14 protein-coding genes and 2 pseudogenes are annotated in these 14,813 nt (G+C 74.4%); 12 read left to right on the forward strand and 4 right to left on the reverse strand.

Going from position 1 to position 14,813, the window contains the following annotated elements; translation table 11 throughout:
• The 10 genes and pseudogenes from ABZ914_RS31240 to ABZ914_RS31285 form a co-directional block, all read left to right on the forward strand.
• Window positions 1-283, forward strand: a pseudogene (locus ABZ914_RS31240) (hypothetical protein); the annotation flags it as partial.
• Between the two features lie 58 nt (window positions 284-341).
• A complete protein-coding gene (locus ABZ914_RS31245; protein WP_500197594.1) occupies window positions 342-1,193 on the forward strand; it encodes an LLM class flavin-dependent oxidoreductase in 852 nt (283 codons plus the stop codon).
• Window positions 1,193-2,476 carry a beta-ketoacyl-[acyl-carrier-protein] synthase family protein gene (locus tag ABZ914_RS31250; protein WP_500197595.1) on the forward strand — a complete coding sequence of 428 codons (1,284 nt, stop codon included), beginning with the start codon at window positions 1,193-1,195 and terminating at the stop codon, window positions 2,474-2,476. The genes ABZ914_RS31245 and ABZ914_RS31250 overlap by 1 nt, the downstream gene beginning before the upstream one ends.
• Window positions 2,473-3,684, forward strand: a complete 1,212-nt coding sequence (locus ABZ914_RS31255) for a ketosynthase chain-length factor (RefSeq protein ID WP_500197597.1) — start codon at window positions 2,473-2,475, stop codon at window positions 3,682-3,684. The genes ABZ914_RS31250 and ABZ914_RS31255 overlap by 4 nt, the downstream gene beginning before the upstream one ends.
• 28 nt (window positions 3,685-3,712) lie before the next feature.
• Window positions 3,713-4,840, forward strand: coding sequence for an epoxide hydrolase family protein (locus ABZ914_RS31260; RefSeq protein WP_500197599.1), 1,128 nt, complete (start codon window positions 3,713-3,715; stop codon window positions 4,838-4,840).
• A complete protein-coding gene (locus tag ABZ914_RS31265; RefSeq protein WP_500197601.1) occupies window positions 4,837-5,733 on the forward strand; it encodes an MBL fold metallo-hydrolase in 897 nt (298 codons plus the stop codon). Before ABZ914_RS31260 ends, ABZ914_RS31265 begins: the two co-directional genes overlap by 4 nt.
• 13 nt (window positions 5,734-5,746) lie before the next feature.
• Window positions 5,747-7,480, forward strand: coding sequence for an acetyl/propionyl/methylcrotonyl-CoA carboxylase subunit alpha (locus ABZ914_RS31270; protein WP_500197603.1), 1,734 nt, complete (start codon window positions 5,747-5,749; stop codon window positions 7,478-7,480).
• 60 nt (window positions 7,481-7,540) lie between these two features.
• Window positions 7,541-8,278, forward strand: a complete 738-nt coding sequence (locus tag ABZ914_RS31275; protein WP_500197604.1) for a B12-binding domain-containing protein — start codon at window positions 7,541-7,543, stop codon at window positions 8,276-8,278.
• A 54-nt stretch (window positions 8,279-8,332) separates the two neighbouring features.
• Window positions 8,333-9,169: an alpha/beta fold hydrolase gene (locus ABZ914_RS31280; protein WP_500197606.1), complete on the forward strand. Its 837-nt coding sequence runs from the start codon at window positions 8,333-8,335 to the stop codon at window positions 9,167-9,169.
• Complete coding sequence (locus ABZ914_RS31285; protein ID WP_500197607.1) at window positions 9,166-9,750, forward strand: TetR/AcrR family transcriptional regulator; 585 nt, start codon at window positions 9,166-9,168, stop codon at window positions 9,748-9,750. Before ABZ914_RS31280 ends, ABZ914_RS31285 begins: the two co-directional genes overlap by 4 nt.
• A 29-nt stretch (window positions 9,751-9,779) precedes the next feature.
• Here ABZ914_RS31285 and ABZ914_RS31290 read toward each other — a convergent pair whose 3' ends face one another.
• Both ABZ914_RS31290 and ABZ914_RS31295 read right to left on the reverse strand, forming a co-directional pair.
• Window positions 9,780-10,151 carry a DUF1622 domain-containing protein gene (locus ABZ914_RS31290; RefSeq protein WP_500197608.1) on the reverse strand — a complete coding sequence of 124 codons (372 nt, stop codon included), beginning with the start codon at window positions 10,149-10,151 and terminating at the stop codon, window positions 9,780-9,782.
• 194 nt (window positions 10,152-10,345) lie between these two features.
• Entirely contained in the window at window positions 10,346-11,371 is a 1,026-nt protein-coding gene (locus ABZ914_RS31295) for a M4 family metallopeptidase (RefSeq protein ID WP_500197609.1), read from the reverse strand.
• 132 nt (window positions 11,372-11,503) lie between these two features.
• Here ABZ914_RS31295 and ABZ914_RS31300 point away from each other — a divergent pair.
• Window positions 11,504-11,695: pseudogene (locus ABZ914_RS31300) on the forward strand (beta-1,3-glucanase family protein); the annotation flags it as partial.
• A gap of 52 nt (window positions 11,696-11,747) precedes the next feature.
• Here the strand turns inward: ABZ914_RS31300 and ABZ914_RS31305 are convergent.
• Window positions 11,748-12,704 (reverse strand): LysR family transcriptional regulator, encoded by a 957-nt coding sequence (locus ABZ914_RS31305; RefSeq protein WP_500197610.1) that lies wholly within the window; start codon window positions 12,702-12,704, stop codon window positions 11,748-11,750.
• 147 nt (window positions 12,705-12,851) lie between these two features.
• Between ABZ914_RS31305 and ABZ914_RS31310 the strand changes: the two genes are divergently transcribed.
• Window positions 12,852-14,147 (forward strand): FAD-binding oxidoreductase, encoded by a 1,296-nt coding sequence (locus tag ABZ914_RS31310; RefSeq protein ID WP_500197612.1) that lies wholly within the window; start codon window positions 12,852-12,854, stop codon window positions 14,145-14,147.
• Window positions 14,148-14,174: 27 nt separating this feature from the next.
• On the opposite strand, the gene ABZ914_RS31315 is transcribed toward ABZ914_RS31310, so the two are convergent.
• On the reverse strand, window positions 14,175-14,813 hold a 639-nt coding region (locus tag ABZ914_RS31315), incomplete at its 5' end, for a zinc-binding dehydrogenase (RefSeq protein ID WP_500197613.1).

Genomic DNA, 14,813 nt, shown 5'->3' on the forward strand with positions numbered 1-14,813 from the left:
GATCGAGGCGGCCGAGCTGCTGATCGACCAGGTGGTGTCCGCGCTGGACGCCGGAGAAGGCCGCCCGCGCGCGTTCGAGAACGCCAACCGCGCCTCCTACGCGGCGTCCCTGCTGGTGGAGGCCGTCAACGCGCTCATGAAGTCGGCGGGCACCGCCGCGCAGGACCGGAGCGACCCGCTGCAGCGGTGCTGGCGGGACGTCACCGTCGGCTGCTCGCACGCCGCGCTGCGCCCCGAGCGCGCCGCGCCCGGCTTCGTCGAGGCGCTCGCGGCGCGGACCTGACCCGCTCCCGGGGGCGCGACCGCCCCCGCGGGCGGAACCGACCGGAAAGGAGACGACGATGGAATACGGAGTGGCACTGCCCACCATGGTCCGCGGCGTCGAGGGCCGCGACCTGCTGGACTGGGCGCACCGCGCCGAGGCCGCCGGGTTCGCCGACCTCGCGGTGCTCGACCGGCTGGTGTACGGCAACGACGAGCCGCTGGTCGCGCTGGCCGCGGCGGCGGCCGTGACCGAACGGATCAGGCTGACGACCGGGATCCTCATCGCCCCGTACCGGAGCAACACCGCGCTGGTCGCCAAGCAGGCCGCGTCCGTCCACCACCTGTCGGGCGGCCGGCTCTCGCTCGGCGTCGCGGCGGGCGCGCGGCCGGACGACTACGCCGCGTCCGGCGCCGAGTTCGGCGACCGCGGCCGCCGCCTCGACGCGATGCTCGCCGAGATGCGCAAGATCTGGGCGGGCGGCGACATCGGCCCCGAGCCGCCCGGCGGCGACCCCGAGATCCTCGTCGGCGGCCGGGCCCCGTCCGCGCTGCGGCGCGCCGTCGCGCACGGCGACGGCTACTTCGCCGCCGCGGGGCCGCCGCAGACGTTCGCCGAACGGGCCGCCGAGGTCCGCCGCCGCTGGCAGGAGGCCGGACGCCCCGGGAGCCCGCGCGTGGTCGCGCAGGCGTACTACGCCCTCGGCCCCGGCGCGGACGCCGCCGTCCGCGAGCACCTCGGCGACTACTACTCCTTCGCCGGGAGGCTCGCCGACATGATGATCAAGGGGGCGCCGACCACCCCGGAGCGGCTGCGCGAGACCGCCGGCGCCTTCGCCGAGGCCGGCTGCGACGAGCTCGTGCTGGTGCCCTGCGCGTCCGGGCCCGAGCAGCTGGACCTGCTGGCCGAGACCCTCGAGGAGGCCGCCTGATGTCCCGCAGAAGGACCGTCATCACCGGGATCGGCGTGGTCGCACCCGGCGGGATCGGCACCGGCCCGTTCTGGGAGCTGGTCACCTCCGGCCGGACCGCGACCCGCCGGATCACCCAGTTCGACCCGTCCGAGCACCGCTGCCAGGTCGCCGCCGAGTGCGACTTCGACCCGGCGGCCGCCGGGCTCGCCCCGCAGGAGATCCGGCGCAACGACCGGTTCGTCCAGCTCGCCAAGGTGGCCGCGCGGGAGGCCATGGACGACAGCGGCCTCCGCGTGGACGGGGAACTCGCCGAGCGCACCGGCGTCGCGATGGGCAGCGCCGTCGCCGGGACCAAGAGCATGGAGGCCGAGTACGTCGTGCTCAGCGACGGCGGCGCGCACTGGAAGGTCGACCCGGCCTACGTCAGCCCGCACATGTACGACTACTTCCTGCCCAGCTCGGTCGCCGCGGAGGTCGCGCTGACCACGGGCGCGCGCGGGCCGGCCACGGTCGTCTCGACGGGCTGCACCTCCGGCATCGACGCGGTGGCGCACGCCGCCGAGGTGATCCGGGACGGGGCGGCCGACGTGGTCGTCACCGGCGGCAGCGACGCCCCGATCTCGCCGATCACCGTGACCTGCTTCGACGTGATCAAGGCGCAGTCGGTCTACAACGACGACCCGGAGCACGCCTGCCGCCCGTTCGACCGCACCCGCCGCGGGCTGATCCTCGGCGAGGGCTCCGCCGTGCTCGTGCTGGAGGAGTACGAGCACGCGCGGCGCCGCGGCGCGCGGATCTACGCCGAGCTCGCGGGCGCCGCGTCCCGCTGCAACGCCTACCACATGACCGGTCTCAAGCCGGACGGCCGGGAGATGGCGGAGGCGATCACCACCGCGCTGGCCGAGGCGCGGATGGACCCCGAGGACGTCGACTACGTGAACGCGCACGGCTCGGGCACCAAGCAGAACGACCGGCACGAGACCGCCGCGTTCAAGCGCGCGCTCGGCGAGCGCGCCCGCGGCGTGCCCGTCAGCGGCATCAAGGCGGCGGTCGGGCACTCGCTCGGCGCGATCGGGTCCATCGAGATCGCCGCGTGCGCGCTCGCGATGGAGCACGGCGTGGTGCCGCCCACCGCCAACCTGCGCGAGTCCGACCCCGAATGCGACCTGGACTACGTCCCGCTCGAGGCGCGCGAGCACCGCGTGCGCGGGGCGCTGACCGTCGGCAGCGGGTTCGGCGGGTTCCAGAGCGCGATGGTGTTCTGCGATCCGGAGAGCGCCTCGGAAGGGAGGAGCGCATGAGCGGCCAGGCGGTGGTGACCGGCCTCGGCGTGACCGCGCCGAACGGGATCGGCGCCCACGAGTACTGGGAGGCCGTCCGGGACGGCCGGAGCGGCATCGGCGCGATCACCAGGTTCGACGCGTCCGGCTACCCGGTGGCGGTGGCGGGGGAGATCCCCGAGTGCCCCGCCGAACGGGAGCTGCCGGAACGGCTCCTGCCGCAGAGCGACCGGGTGACCCGGCTCGCGCTCGTCGCCGCCGGCGAGGCGCTGCGGGACGCGGCGATCAAGCCGGGCGACATGCCCGAGTACAAGATGGGCGTCGTCACGGCGAGCACGTCCGGCGGCCTGGAGTTCGGGCAGCGCGAGCTGCAGAAGCTGTGGGGGAGCGGCTGGCGGGACGTGAGCGCGTACATGTCGTTCGCCTGGTACTACGCGGTGCACACCGGCCAGATCTCCATCCACAACGGCATGCGCGGGCCCGGCGGGGTGCTCGCCTCCGAGCAGTCCGGCGGGCTCGACACGCTGGCGTTCGCCCGCCGGAAGATCCGCAGCGGCACGGCGATGATGGTGGCGGGCGGCGTCGACGGGACGCTCTGCCCGTACGGCGTCGCGATCCAGACCGCGAGCCGGGAGCTCAGCTCGCGCGCCGACCCCGCGACGGCCTACCTGCCGTTCGACGCCGACGCCGACGGCTGCGTCCCCGGCGAGGGCGGCGCCGTCCTCACCGTCGAGGACCGCGCCGACGCCGAGGAGCGCGGGGCCCCGCAGATCTACGGCGTGATCGCCGGGCACGGCGCCGCGTTCGACCCGGAGCCCGGCTGCGCCGACGGCCTGTACCGGGCGGCGCGGGTCGCGCTCGACGACGCGGGGCTGCCCGCCTCGGCGGTCGACGTGGTGTTCGCCGACGCGGCGGGCCGCCGCGACCTCGACGACGGCGAGGCGGTGGCGCTGACCCGGCTGTTCGGGCCGCGCGCCGTCCCGGTCACGGCGCCGAAGTCGATGACGGGACGGCTGCTGTCCGGCGGCGCGGCCCTGGACCTGGCGACCGCGCTGCTGGCGCTGCGCGACGGGGTGGTCCCGCCGACCGTCGGCACCCGTCCGGACCGCGCCGACGACCGCCTCGACCTGGTCGTGGACGAGCCGAGGCCCGCCGCGATAAGCACGGCGCTCGTCCTCGCCCGCGGCCGCGGCGGGTTCGCGTCGGCGGCCGTGCTCACCGCGCCGTAGCTGCCGCCTTCCCAGCCGAGGAGCCCGCATGTCCGACATCAGCCCGTACCGGGTCGCGATCCTCGAGTCCGAGGTCGACGACCTGCGCCGCCGGCTGCGCGCCACCCGGTGGGCGCCCGACCCGCCCGGCACCGGCTGGTCGCGCGGCGTTCCCACCGCCTACCTGCGGAGCCTCGCCGGGTACTGGGCCGACGGGTACGACTGGCGGCGGCACGAGGCGGAGCTGAACGCCCACCCGCAGTTCGTCACCGAGATCGACGGGACCCGCGTGCACTTCCTGCACGAGCGCTCCCCGAACCCCGGCGCCGTCCCGCTGGTGCTGCTGCACGGATGGCCGGGGTCCGTCGCTGACTTCCACGCCCTGATCGGCGCCCTCCGGGACGACTTCCACCTGGTGGCGCCGTCCCTGCCCGGCTTCGGGTTCTCCGGCCCGCCGCCGGGACCGGGATGGACCGACGGCCGGACCGCCAAGGCGCTGAACGTGCTGATGAGCCGGCTCGGATATCCCGAGTACGGGGTGCACGGGGGCGACGTCGGCGCGTTCGTGGCCCCGCTGATGGGCCGGGACGCCCCGGACCGCGTCCGCGGCGTCCACGTCAACGCCCTGGTCACGGTGCCCGGCGAGGACGAGGACATCGATGCGCTGGACGACGCGGACCGCGAGAGGTTCGAGGCGCTCCAGCGGTGGCAGCGGAACGAGGGTGCCTACCTGCGCGTCCAGGGCACCAGCCCGCAGACGCTCGCGCACGCCCACCACGACTCGCCCGCCGGGCTGCTCGCCTGGTTCGCCGAGCGGTACCGCGACCTGACCGGGACCGCCGACCTGCCGGACGACGCCGTCGGCAGGGACGCCGTCCTCACCGACGTCAGCGTCTACTGGTTCACCGGCACGGCGGGCTCGGCGGCGCACAGCTACTACGAGCGCTTCCACGACGAGGCGCGATGGGAGCACGGCGGCCGCTCCCCGGTGCCCACGGCGGTGGCCGTCTTCCCCACCGACCACGCCATCCGCCCGTTCGCCGAGCGCGCGAACACGATCGCCCGGTGGACGGAGTTCGAGCGGGGCGGCCACTTCCCCGCGCTGGAGGCCCCGGACCTGCTGGCCGCCGACCTCCGCGCGTTCTTCCTCGACCAGATCTTCGGGAGACCACGATGACCGAGCCGCACCTGCAACGGCTGGCCGACGGCGTGCACGCCTACGTGCAGCCCGACGGCGGATGGTGCCTGAACAACGCCGGCGTCATCGCGTCCGGCGACACCACGATCGTGGTGGACACCGCCGCGACCATGAAGCGCGCGCTGGCCCTGAAGGACGCGGTCCGCGAGGTCGCGCCCGCGCCGCCGCGCCTCGTCGTGAACACCCACTTCCACGGCGACCACACGTTCGGCAACTGCGTCTTCGCCCCGGAGGCCGTCGTGGTGGCGCACGAGGGGACGCGCGAGGAGGCGATCCTCGCGGACCTGCACCTGAGCGGCCTCTGGCCGGACGTCGACTGGGGAGACATCCGGCTCGAACCGCCGGCGCTCACCTACGAGCGGCGGATGACGCTGCACGCCGGCGACCTGCGCGCCGAGCTGTTCCGGCTCGGTCCCGCGCACACACGGGACGACACCGTCGTCTGGCTGCCGGACCAGCGCATCCTGTTCGCCGGGGACCTCGTCATGTCCGGCGTCACGCCGTTCTGCATGATGGGCTCGGTCGAGGGCTCCCTCCGCGCGATCGGGCGGCTGCGCGAGCTGGACCCGGCCGTCATCGTCCCCGGGCACGGGCCCGTCGGCGGACCCGAGCTGCTGGAGGAGGCGGAGCGCTACCTGCGCTGGGTGCGCGATGAGGCCCGGCAGGGGCTCGCCGAAGGGCTGCAGCCCTTGGAGATCGCGCGCCGCGCCGAGCCGGACGGCCGGCTCCTCGACCCCGAACGGCTCGTCCCGAACCTGCGGCGCGCCTGCGCCGAGGAGCGCGGCGCCCCGCCGGGCGAGCGGATGGACGTCGCGGCGATGTTCGGCGAAATGATCACCTACCACGGCGGGCCGCTGCCCTGCCGGGCCTGATCCGGAGGAGACCGTGCGCAAGATCCTGATCGCGAACCGGGGCGAGATCGCGGTCCGCGTCGTGCGGGCGTGCCGCGACGCCGGGCTGGCCAGCGTCGCCGTGTACGCCGACCCCGACGTGGACGCGCCGCACGCGCGGATGGCCGACGAGGCGTACGCGCTCGGCGGCGCCGCCCCCGCGGAGACCTACCTGGACATCGGCAAGCTGCTCAAGGCCGCGGCGGACGCGGGCGCCGACGCGGTGCACCCCGGCTACGGGTTCCTCTCCGAGAGCGCCGAGTTCGCGCGGGCGGTCATCGACGAGGGCCTGACGTGGATCGGCCCGCCCCCGTCCGCGATCGAGCTGCTCGGCGACAAGGTGCGGGCCCGCCACGTCGCCCGCGAGCAGGGCGCCCCGCTGGCCCCCGGCACCGCGGAGCCGGTGTCCGGCGCCGGCGAGGCCGTGGCGTTCGGACGCGAGCACGGCCTGCCGGTGGCGATCAAGGCCGCGTTCGGCGGCGGGGGCCGGGGCCTCAAGGTGGCCCGCTCCCTCGACGAGATCCCCGAGCGGTTCGAGTCGGCCGTCCGGGAGGCCGAGGCGGCGTTCGGGCGCGGCGAGTGCTTCGTCGAGCGCTACCTCGACCGCCCCCGGCACGTCGAGACGCAGTGCCTGGCGGACCGGCATGGGGGCGTCGTGGTGGTGTCGACCCGCGACTGCACCCTGCAACGCCGCCACCAGAAGCTCGTGGAGGAGGCCCCCGCGCCCTTCCTCACCGAGGACCAGCGGCGGACGCTGTACGAGTCGTCGAAGAAGATCCTGCGGGCCGCCGGGTACGCGGGCGCGGGCACCTGCGAGTTCCTCGTCGCCGCCGACGGCACGGTGTCGTTCCTGGAGGTCAACACCCGGCTGCAGGTCGAGCACCCCGTCACCGAGGAGGTGACCGGCATCGACCTGGTCAGGGAGATGTTCCGCATCGCCGGCGGCGAACCGCTCGGCTACGGCGACCCCGAACCGCGCGGCCACGCGATCGAGTTCCGGATCAACGCCGAGGACCCGGGCCGCGGCTTCATGCCCGCGACCGGCACGCTCACGGCATGGCGCCCTCCCTCCGGCCCGGGAGTGCGGATGGACGGCGGCTACACCGAGGGCCAGGAGGTCCCGGGCCAGTTCGACTCCATGCTCGGCAAGCTCATCGTCACCGGCGCCACCCGCGACATCGCCCTGCAACGGGCCCGCCGCGCCCTGGCGGAGTTCGAGGTCGCCGGGGTCCCGACCGTCCTGCCGTTCCACCGCGCGGTCGTCGAGGAGAGGGCCTTCACCGGCGAGCCCTTCGACGTCCACACGGCCTGGATCGAGTCCGGCGGCGCCCCCGCGATCCCGCCTCAATCGGACCCCTCGACCGACGCCGCGTCCTCTGACCGCCGGGCCGTCACCGTCGAGGTGGACGGCAAGCGCGTCGAGGTCGTCCTTCATTCGTCCACCGAACCCTCCGAAGCCTCAGCGCCGGCGCCGTCCCGGTCCAGGCCCCGCAGAGCCAAGGCCAAGGAGGACGGCGGCGACGCCCTGATCTGCCCCCTGCAGGCCACCGTGGTCAAGGTCCTCGCCGAAGAGGGCGATACGGTCGCCGCCGGCGACACCATCGCCGTGGTCGAGGCGATGAAGATGGAGCAACCCCTCACCGCCCACAAATCGGGCACGGTCTCCGCTCTCGACGTCCGGCCCGGCCGCCCGGTGGCCACCGGCACCCGTATCTGCCTGATCACCTGACCCGGCTCCCTCGCCGTCGCGCCTGCTCATGGACCTGCGGGGCCGGGGTATTGGGGAAGCATGGGGGACGCGACAGGCGGAGACGACGGGTTCGACGCGGACGCGGCGCCGCACGCGCACGATGCGGGCGACGACCGCATCCCTATCGACGCGCCGGCCGCCGAGCATGACCCGTCGCGGGCCGCGCAGGTCGAGGACCTGGCGCGCGCGGCGATGGCGCTCGACGAGTTCGCGATGAACGAGGCCGTGCGATCGGCTCTGCGGCAGGACGGCGTCGCGGCGGCATGGGACCAGGTGCTGGTGCCGGTGCTGGTCGGCATCGGGCGCAAGCACGCGGCGACCGGCCGGTACGTGGAGGTCGAGCATCTGCTGTCGGCGGTGGTGTCGCGCAGCCTGGTGGAGGTGGCACCGCCCGAGACCGACTTCCCGGGCTGGCAGGGCCGCGGCCCCGTCCTGCTGGCGTGCGCTCCGGAAGAGCAGCACAGCCTGCCGCTCCTCGCGCTGGCCGCCGCGCTGTCGGAGGCCGGCGCGGCGAGGCTCATGCTGGGTGCGCGGGTACCGCCATCGGCGCTGTCCGCCGCGATCGAGCGGGCCCGGGCGCACTCGGTGTTCGTCTGGTCGCAGACCGCCGAGACCGGTGACCCGTCCTGGCTCTCCGAACTGCCCACCGCGCGCCCCCCGCTGCGGATCGTGATCGGCGGGCCCGGCTGGGACCTCGACCGGCTCCCGCCCGGCGTCGCCTTCGCGGCGTCCGTGTCCGAGGCGCTCGACGCGCTGCGCGTGGTCTCCCGGCGCTGACGGGGCACCGCCCTGCCTCTTACATTCATTCCGAATGTATGTAAGTCTGGGGGAATGCGAACCGTGAACCTCTCCGCAGGACCCATCGCCTACCGCGACCTCGGCGACGGGCCACCGGTCGTCTTCGTGCACGGCCTGCTCGTCAACGGCGAGATCTGGCGGCACGAGACCGGGCCGCTGGTGGACGCCGGCCACCGGTGCCTGGTGCCGACCTGGCCGCTCGGCGCCCACCCCCAGCCCATGCGCCCCGACGCCGACCTCACCCCGGGCGGCCTCGCCGGGCTCATCGAGGAGTTCCTCGAGGCCCTCGATCTGAAGGACGTCACCCTCGTCGGCAACGACACCGGGGGAGCGCTCGTCCAGATCCTCATGACCCGGCGCCCCGAGCGGGTCGCCCGGGTCGTGCTGGCCTCCTGCGACGTGCTGGACCGCTTCCCCCCGCCCCCCTTCGGGTTCCTGGCGCCCATGTCCCGGCTGCCGGGCTCGCTGTGGATCACCGCGCAGCTGTTCCGGATCCGCCCCCTGCTCCGCCTGCCGATCGCCCTCGGCTGGGTCGCCAAGCGCCCGATCCCGCGCGAGGTCGCCGACTCCTACCTGGCCCCGATCCAGACCAGCCGCGCCGTCCGGCGCGACCTCGGCAAGCTCCTGCGCGGCTTCGACGAGCGCCACACCCTGGACGCCTTCGAGGCGAACGGCGACTACGACCGGCCCGTGCTCCTGCTCTGGGCGAAGGAGGAGCGGCTGTTCCCGCTGCCGCTCGCCGAACGCCTCGCCGGCAGGCTCCCCGACGCGCGACTCGAGCTGGTCGAGGACTCCTACACCTTCATCTCCGAGGACCGCCCCGGGCTGCTCGCCGGCAAGGTCAAGGAGTTCGCGATAATGACGCGGTGAGACGTACCCAGGAGGACCGCACGCGCGCCACCCGCGCGGCCCTCATCGCCGCCGCCAGGAAGCTGTTCGCCGAGCACGGCTACGCCGCCGTCTCCGCCGAGCAGATCGTGGCGGCCGCGGGGGTCACCAGGGGCGCCCTCCAGCACCACTTCGGCGACAAGAAGGCCCTGTTCGCCGAGGTCCTCGACCGGATGGAGATCGAGCTCTCCGAGCGCATCTTCGCCGACACCGACGACCCCTGGGAGCTGCTCACCGGCGGCCTCGCCCGGTTCCTCGACGCCTGCGAGGAGCCCGAGCTGGTCCAGATCGCGCTCCGCGACGCCCCGGCGGTCCTCGGCTGGCAGGCGTGGCGCGAGATCGAGGCCCGCCACAACCTCTCCCTCATCGAGGCCGGCCTCGCCCTGGCCATGGACGCCGGCGTCATCCGCCGCCAGCCCGTCCGCACCCTGGCCCACCTGATCCTCAGCTCGTGCATCGAGGCGGCGCTCCTGATCGCCGCCGGGCACCCCCGAGCCGAGACCGAGCAGACCCTCCTCGCCCTCCTCGACGGCCTCCGGGAGCCGGCCGCGCCCGCCCGCTGACCCCGCCCACCGCGCGGCGACCCGCCGCTCTAGCCGGGGTCGCGGCCCGTCCCGGTCCCGGCCTGCCGCCATGGCCAGCGGCCTTCCAGCTCGACCTCCAGCGAGATGCTCAGGAACGTCCGGACGCCGACGATCGCGGCGAGGACCGCGACGCCGGCCAGCGTCGGCGAGACGGCGACGGTGCGGATGATGTCGCCGGCGACCAGCACCTCCAGCCCCAGCAGGATCGCCCGCCCGAGATCCTGCCGGTAGAGCCGGTAGAGGCCCTGGTACGCACCGCGGCGCCGGCCCAGCCGGTACGCGAAGGCCGCGGTGGCGGCCACCGCGCCGCAGACGATGAGCGCGACGCCGGCCAGGTCGACGGCCTGGCCGACGTTCTCGATGATCTCGTCCGAGTTCACGGCCGGATCAGCGGCCGGGCCGAGTAGGGCCCCGGCGTCTCCGCTCCCGGATTCATGGCGTCCCCCGCTCGCGAGCTCGCACGGCTCGGCGTTGGACTCATACACCAACTTCGCCGGACGAAACCGTCGGCGCGCCGGTCCGGGGTCGGGCCCGCCTGGTGGAGGTCCGAAGGGTCTCCACCAGGCGGGCGGTGTCAGAGGATGCCGCGGGCGGAGAACGCCGACTGCGCGGCCTGCGCCGCCTGCGGCCCGTACAGGCGCTGCGCCGCCGCGACCGTGGCCTGCGCGGCCGCCTTGAACGAGGTGTCGGGCGAGAACGCGAACTGCGCCTCGACGATCAGGGTGTCGGCCTTCGCGCTGCCGAGGGCCTGCCGGATGTCCCACAGCGCCCGCGACCAGATCTCGCCGTCGGCATGGACCTCCCCGACGACGTCCTCGGGGTAGTGCTTGGTGCCGTCCAGCCTCCGCAGGCAGTGCGTGGGACCGGAGGTGTAGGCCACCGAGTCCCAGTCGGCGACGCACGCCTCGGGGGTCTTGGTGGGCGTGCCGGTCGCCCAGCTGGTGACCGCGACGGCCAGGTAGTCCCCGAACGCCTCGCCGATCGCGCCCGACTCGGCGTTGGTGCCGAACCCGGGGACCTGCCCGTCCTGCACGGAGTGGCCGTACTCGTGGATGATCACCTCGGCGTCCTCGGCGTCGTCCACGCCGCCCTTGCCGAGCGTGATGTTCGCCTTGTTGCCCTTGAAGAAGGAGTTGTCGCCGCCGTACTGGTCGATGCGCAGCTCGATCTGGCGCTGGTTGACCGGCCGCAAGGCGGACCCGAAGCCCAGGTGCTGCAGGTAGTGCTGCGCGGTCGTCACCCAGTAGTAGCCCATCACCTGCTCGAACTGGTCGACGTCGCGGTGGTAGGCGGGCAGGGCGCCGCCGGTGATCCGGGCCGCCTTGCCGGTCTCGCTCTTGACCGCCACGTACCGTCCGGTCAGCGACCCCGACCCGTCGAGGTCGGTGAGCGTGACGTTCCGGTAGGCCGGTGCCAGGGCGGCGTAGTCGGCGTCCTTGGCATCGGTGAGCGACTCGTCACCGAGCTGCTGGACGGGGTTGGGGAAGAAGACGGTCCCCGTGGCGGTGCCGCCCGAGTCGGCGGCCGAGACGGCGGAGAGCGATCCCACCAGGGGAAACGCCATGACGGCCGCCAATGCGAAACGTTGTGTCCTGCGCATGTGCGGACGCTAAGGTCCGCTCTTTCGGTGGGACAGGTCCAATTCGCGTCGGATCCCAAGTCTGTCCGTCCCTGCCCATCGGCACGGCCGAAGCCTGGCGAACTTTGTCGTAGAAAACCGGTGGAAGTCCTGGTGCGCTGGTCCCGGCAACGGCGAAGATCGTTCCTCGCCGCGACGTTCAACCGCAGCACGATCCTGAGCAGCGCCGACCAGCCGAACGGCACCCTGGAGTCCGACTACTACAAGGACCCGACCACCGACCACTGGGCGCGGATCGTCCACGCCCACACTCCGATCGGGTACGCCTTCCCGTACGACGACGTCTGCCCCGACGTGTCCGGCGCCGCCGGCGACGGCAATCCGCGACGCCTCACCGTCACCGTCGGCTGGGAGCACCGTCCGCCAGCGCAGCCCAGTCCGGAACCCAGGTCCCGGGCGCGTCATGGTCGGCCGCAGTGGCGGCGAGGTAGGCGCGGAGGGTGGCCAGCGCGGGGTGCGCGTTGTCGCGGTGCCACAGGAGCGAGTGCGGGTAGACGGGCATCGGGTCGGTCACCGGGATGCGGCGCAGTCCGTGGTCGGCGGGCCAGACGAGACGGGTCCGGCCGCCCATGAACGTGGCCAGGGCCGGGGTGTCGGCGACGGTGTCGAGGAGCGCGTCGGAGCCGAAGTTCGGGCCGGTCGCCTCGATGGTGAGCCCGAACTCGGCGACGAGGTCCTCGTAGTAGGCGGCCCACTCGGTTCCGGGGACGATGCCGGGCATCCAGATGCGGTGCCCGGCGAGCCCGGCGAGGGGCACCGACCGGGCGGACGCCAGCGCGTGCGCCGGGCCGGTGAGGAGCTGGAGCGGCTCGTCGAGCACCCGGACGGATTCGACGTCCGGGGGAAGGGGCCGTCCGGGCATGCCGACGGCGCGGAAGGACGCGTCGATCGCGCCGGACCGGATGGCGGACAGGGCCGTCTCGATCTCGAACAGCATCACCACGTCGAGCTCGATCTCGGGGTGCGCGCGGTGGAAGGCGCGCATCAGGCCCGAGGCCGCGCCGCGCGAGGCGATGATGTCGACGCGCAGCGGACGGCGGCCGGTGCGCACGGACGCCACGGCCCGGTCGGCGGCGCGCAGCAGCTCCCGCGCGTGGGGCAGGAACGCCTGCCCGTCGATGGTGAGCTTGGCGCCCCGCGCGGTGCGGGTGAACAACCGGACGTCGAGGGAGCGCTCCAGCGAGGCGATGCGTTTGGAGACGGCCTGCTGGGTGACCGCGAGCTCGGCGGCGGCCTCCTGGAACTGCCCCGCGTCGGCGGCGGCGACGAACGTCCGGACGGTGTCGAGATCCATCCGGACACCCTACGAGCACAACCATCGGTTGTAGGCGGGAGGGGAATCCGGCGTACAACCGGCAACGGCAGGGCCGCTCCGGCCGCCCTGAGGAGGCGAGGATGCTAGCATCCTGTCAAGTTAGCCACATGGTGATGAGGGGGCGAGATGGCGAACGCCGACCTGCGGAGGGCCGTCAGGGGACGGGTCTGGGAGCCCGGGGACGACGGCTTCGACGCGGCGCGCAGGGCCTGGAACCTGACGGTCGACCAGCCGGTGGCGGCCGTGGTGGCGGCCGAGGACGCCGACGACGTGGCCGCATTGGTCCGCCACGCGCGGCGCTCCGGCCTGGCGGTGACCGCGCAGGCCGGCGGCCACGACGCCTCGGGGGACGTGGAGGGGGTGATCCTCCTGCGCACCGGGCGCCTGGACGGCGTGCGGGTCCGGGCGGAGGAGCGGCTGGCCAGGGTGGGAGCCGGGGTGAACTGGGGGCGGGTGCTGTCGGCGGCCGGCCCCCACGGGCTGACGGGTCTGGCGGGCAGCTCGCCGGCGGTGAACGTCGCCGGGTACACGCTGGGCGGGGGCCTGTCCTGGTTCGGCCGCCGGTACGGCTGGGCCGCCGACGGCGTGCGCGCGTTCGACGCCGTCGACGCGGACGGGGAACGGACGAGGGTGACCGACGCGTCCGACCCGGAGCTGTTCTGGGCGCTGAAGGGCGGCGGCGGTGACTTCGCGCTGGTGACGTCGCTGGAGTTCGATCTGCATCCGGCGCCGTCGGTGTACGGCGGACGGGTGATCTGGCCGGACGCGCGCGCCGCCGAGGTGTTCGAGACCTTCCAGAAGATCACCCAGGAGGCGCCGCCCGAGCTGACCGTGTGGTTCGACCGGTTCGCGTTCCCCGGCGCCCCGCCGATGGCGGCGCTGGACCTCACCTATCTCGGCGACCCGCGCGAGGGCGCGGCACTGGTGCGCGGCATCGACGGCATCGAGGGTGCGATCAGCGACGACCGCGGGCCCGTGGCGGTGGCCGACCTGGGCGGGATCGCCGCCGAGCCGACCGCGCCGTCCGCGTCGCTGCCCCGGGCGGAGCTCCTGACCGGCCTGGACGAGGGGCTGGCCACGGAGCCGATCGACCCGCTGATCTCCCTCCAGATCCGGCACCTGTCCGGCGCGCTGGCCGGACCGGGCACCGGCGCGAGCGGAGCCCTGGACGAGCCGTACCTGCTCCAGATGGTCGGCGCCGGACCCGCCCCGGACCTCGCGCGCGCCGTCCGCGCGAAGCAGGCCCGGCTCGTCGAGCGGTTCGAGGCCGTCGTCGCCGGGCGCAAGCCGTACACGCTGCTGACCCCCGAGGAGACCGCGGCCGACGCCTTCACCGGACCGGTTCTCGCCCGGTTGCGCGAGTTGAAGCGCTCGCGCGACCCGCACGGCGTCTTCCGCGCCAACCACTCCGTCCTCAGGTAGGCGGTCCGGACGGCGGCGGACCCGAGGTCACCACGGGACGTCCACCAGCACCTTGCCGACGACCGCGCCGCTCTCCAGCGCCCGGTGCGCGTCGGCGGTGCGGTCGAGCGGGAAGCGGACCAGCGGCAGGCCGTGCTCCTCGCCGACCGGAAGGGCCCCGGCGCGGACGGCGGCGGCGACGTCCTCGGCGGCCGCGGCGCGCACCTCCGGTCCGGCCGTGTAGAGCACCAGGAACTGGAGGCGCGTGTTCAGCACCATGTTCCGCAGGACGTCCAGTTCGACCGGCCTGCCGCCGTCGTTGGCGTAGGTCGAGATCGTGCCGCGCGTGCGGAGCACGGCCAGGTCCAGCGCGAGGTTCGCGCCGAGCGCCACCTCGGCGACGAGGTCGACGCCGTCCGGGGCGATCTCGCGGATCGCGGCCGCCGGGTCGCCCTCGCGGTAGTTCACCACGTGGTGGGCGCCGGCGGCGGTGGCCAGCCGGGCCTTCTCCGGGCCGCTGACCGTGCCGATCACGGTGGCGCCGGCCCATCGGGCGAGCTGGATCACCGCGTGCCCGACCGCCCCGGCGCCCCCGGCGGCGAGCACCACCCGGCCGTCGAGCGCGCCGGGCCGCAGCCGGCGCAGCCCGTCCTCGGCGACGGTGAGCGCGCGGTGCGCGGTGAGCGC

The organism is Spirillospora sp. NPDC046719, from assembly GCF_040645715.1.
Taxonomy (GTDB): domain Bacteria; phylum Actinomycetota; class Actinomycetes; order Streptosporangiales; family Streptosporangiaceae; genus Spirillospora.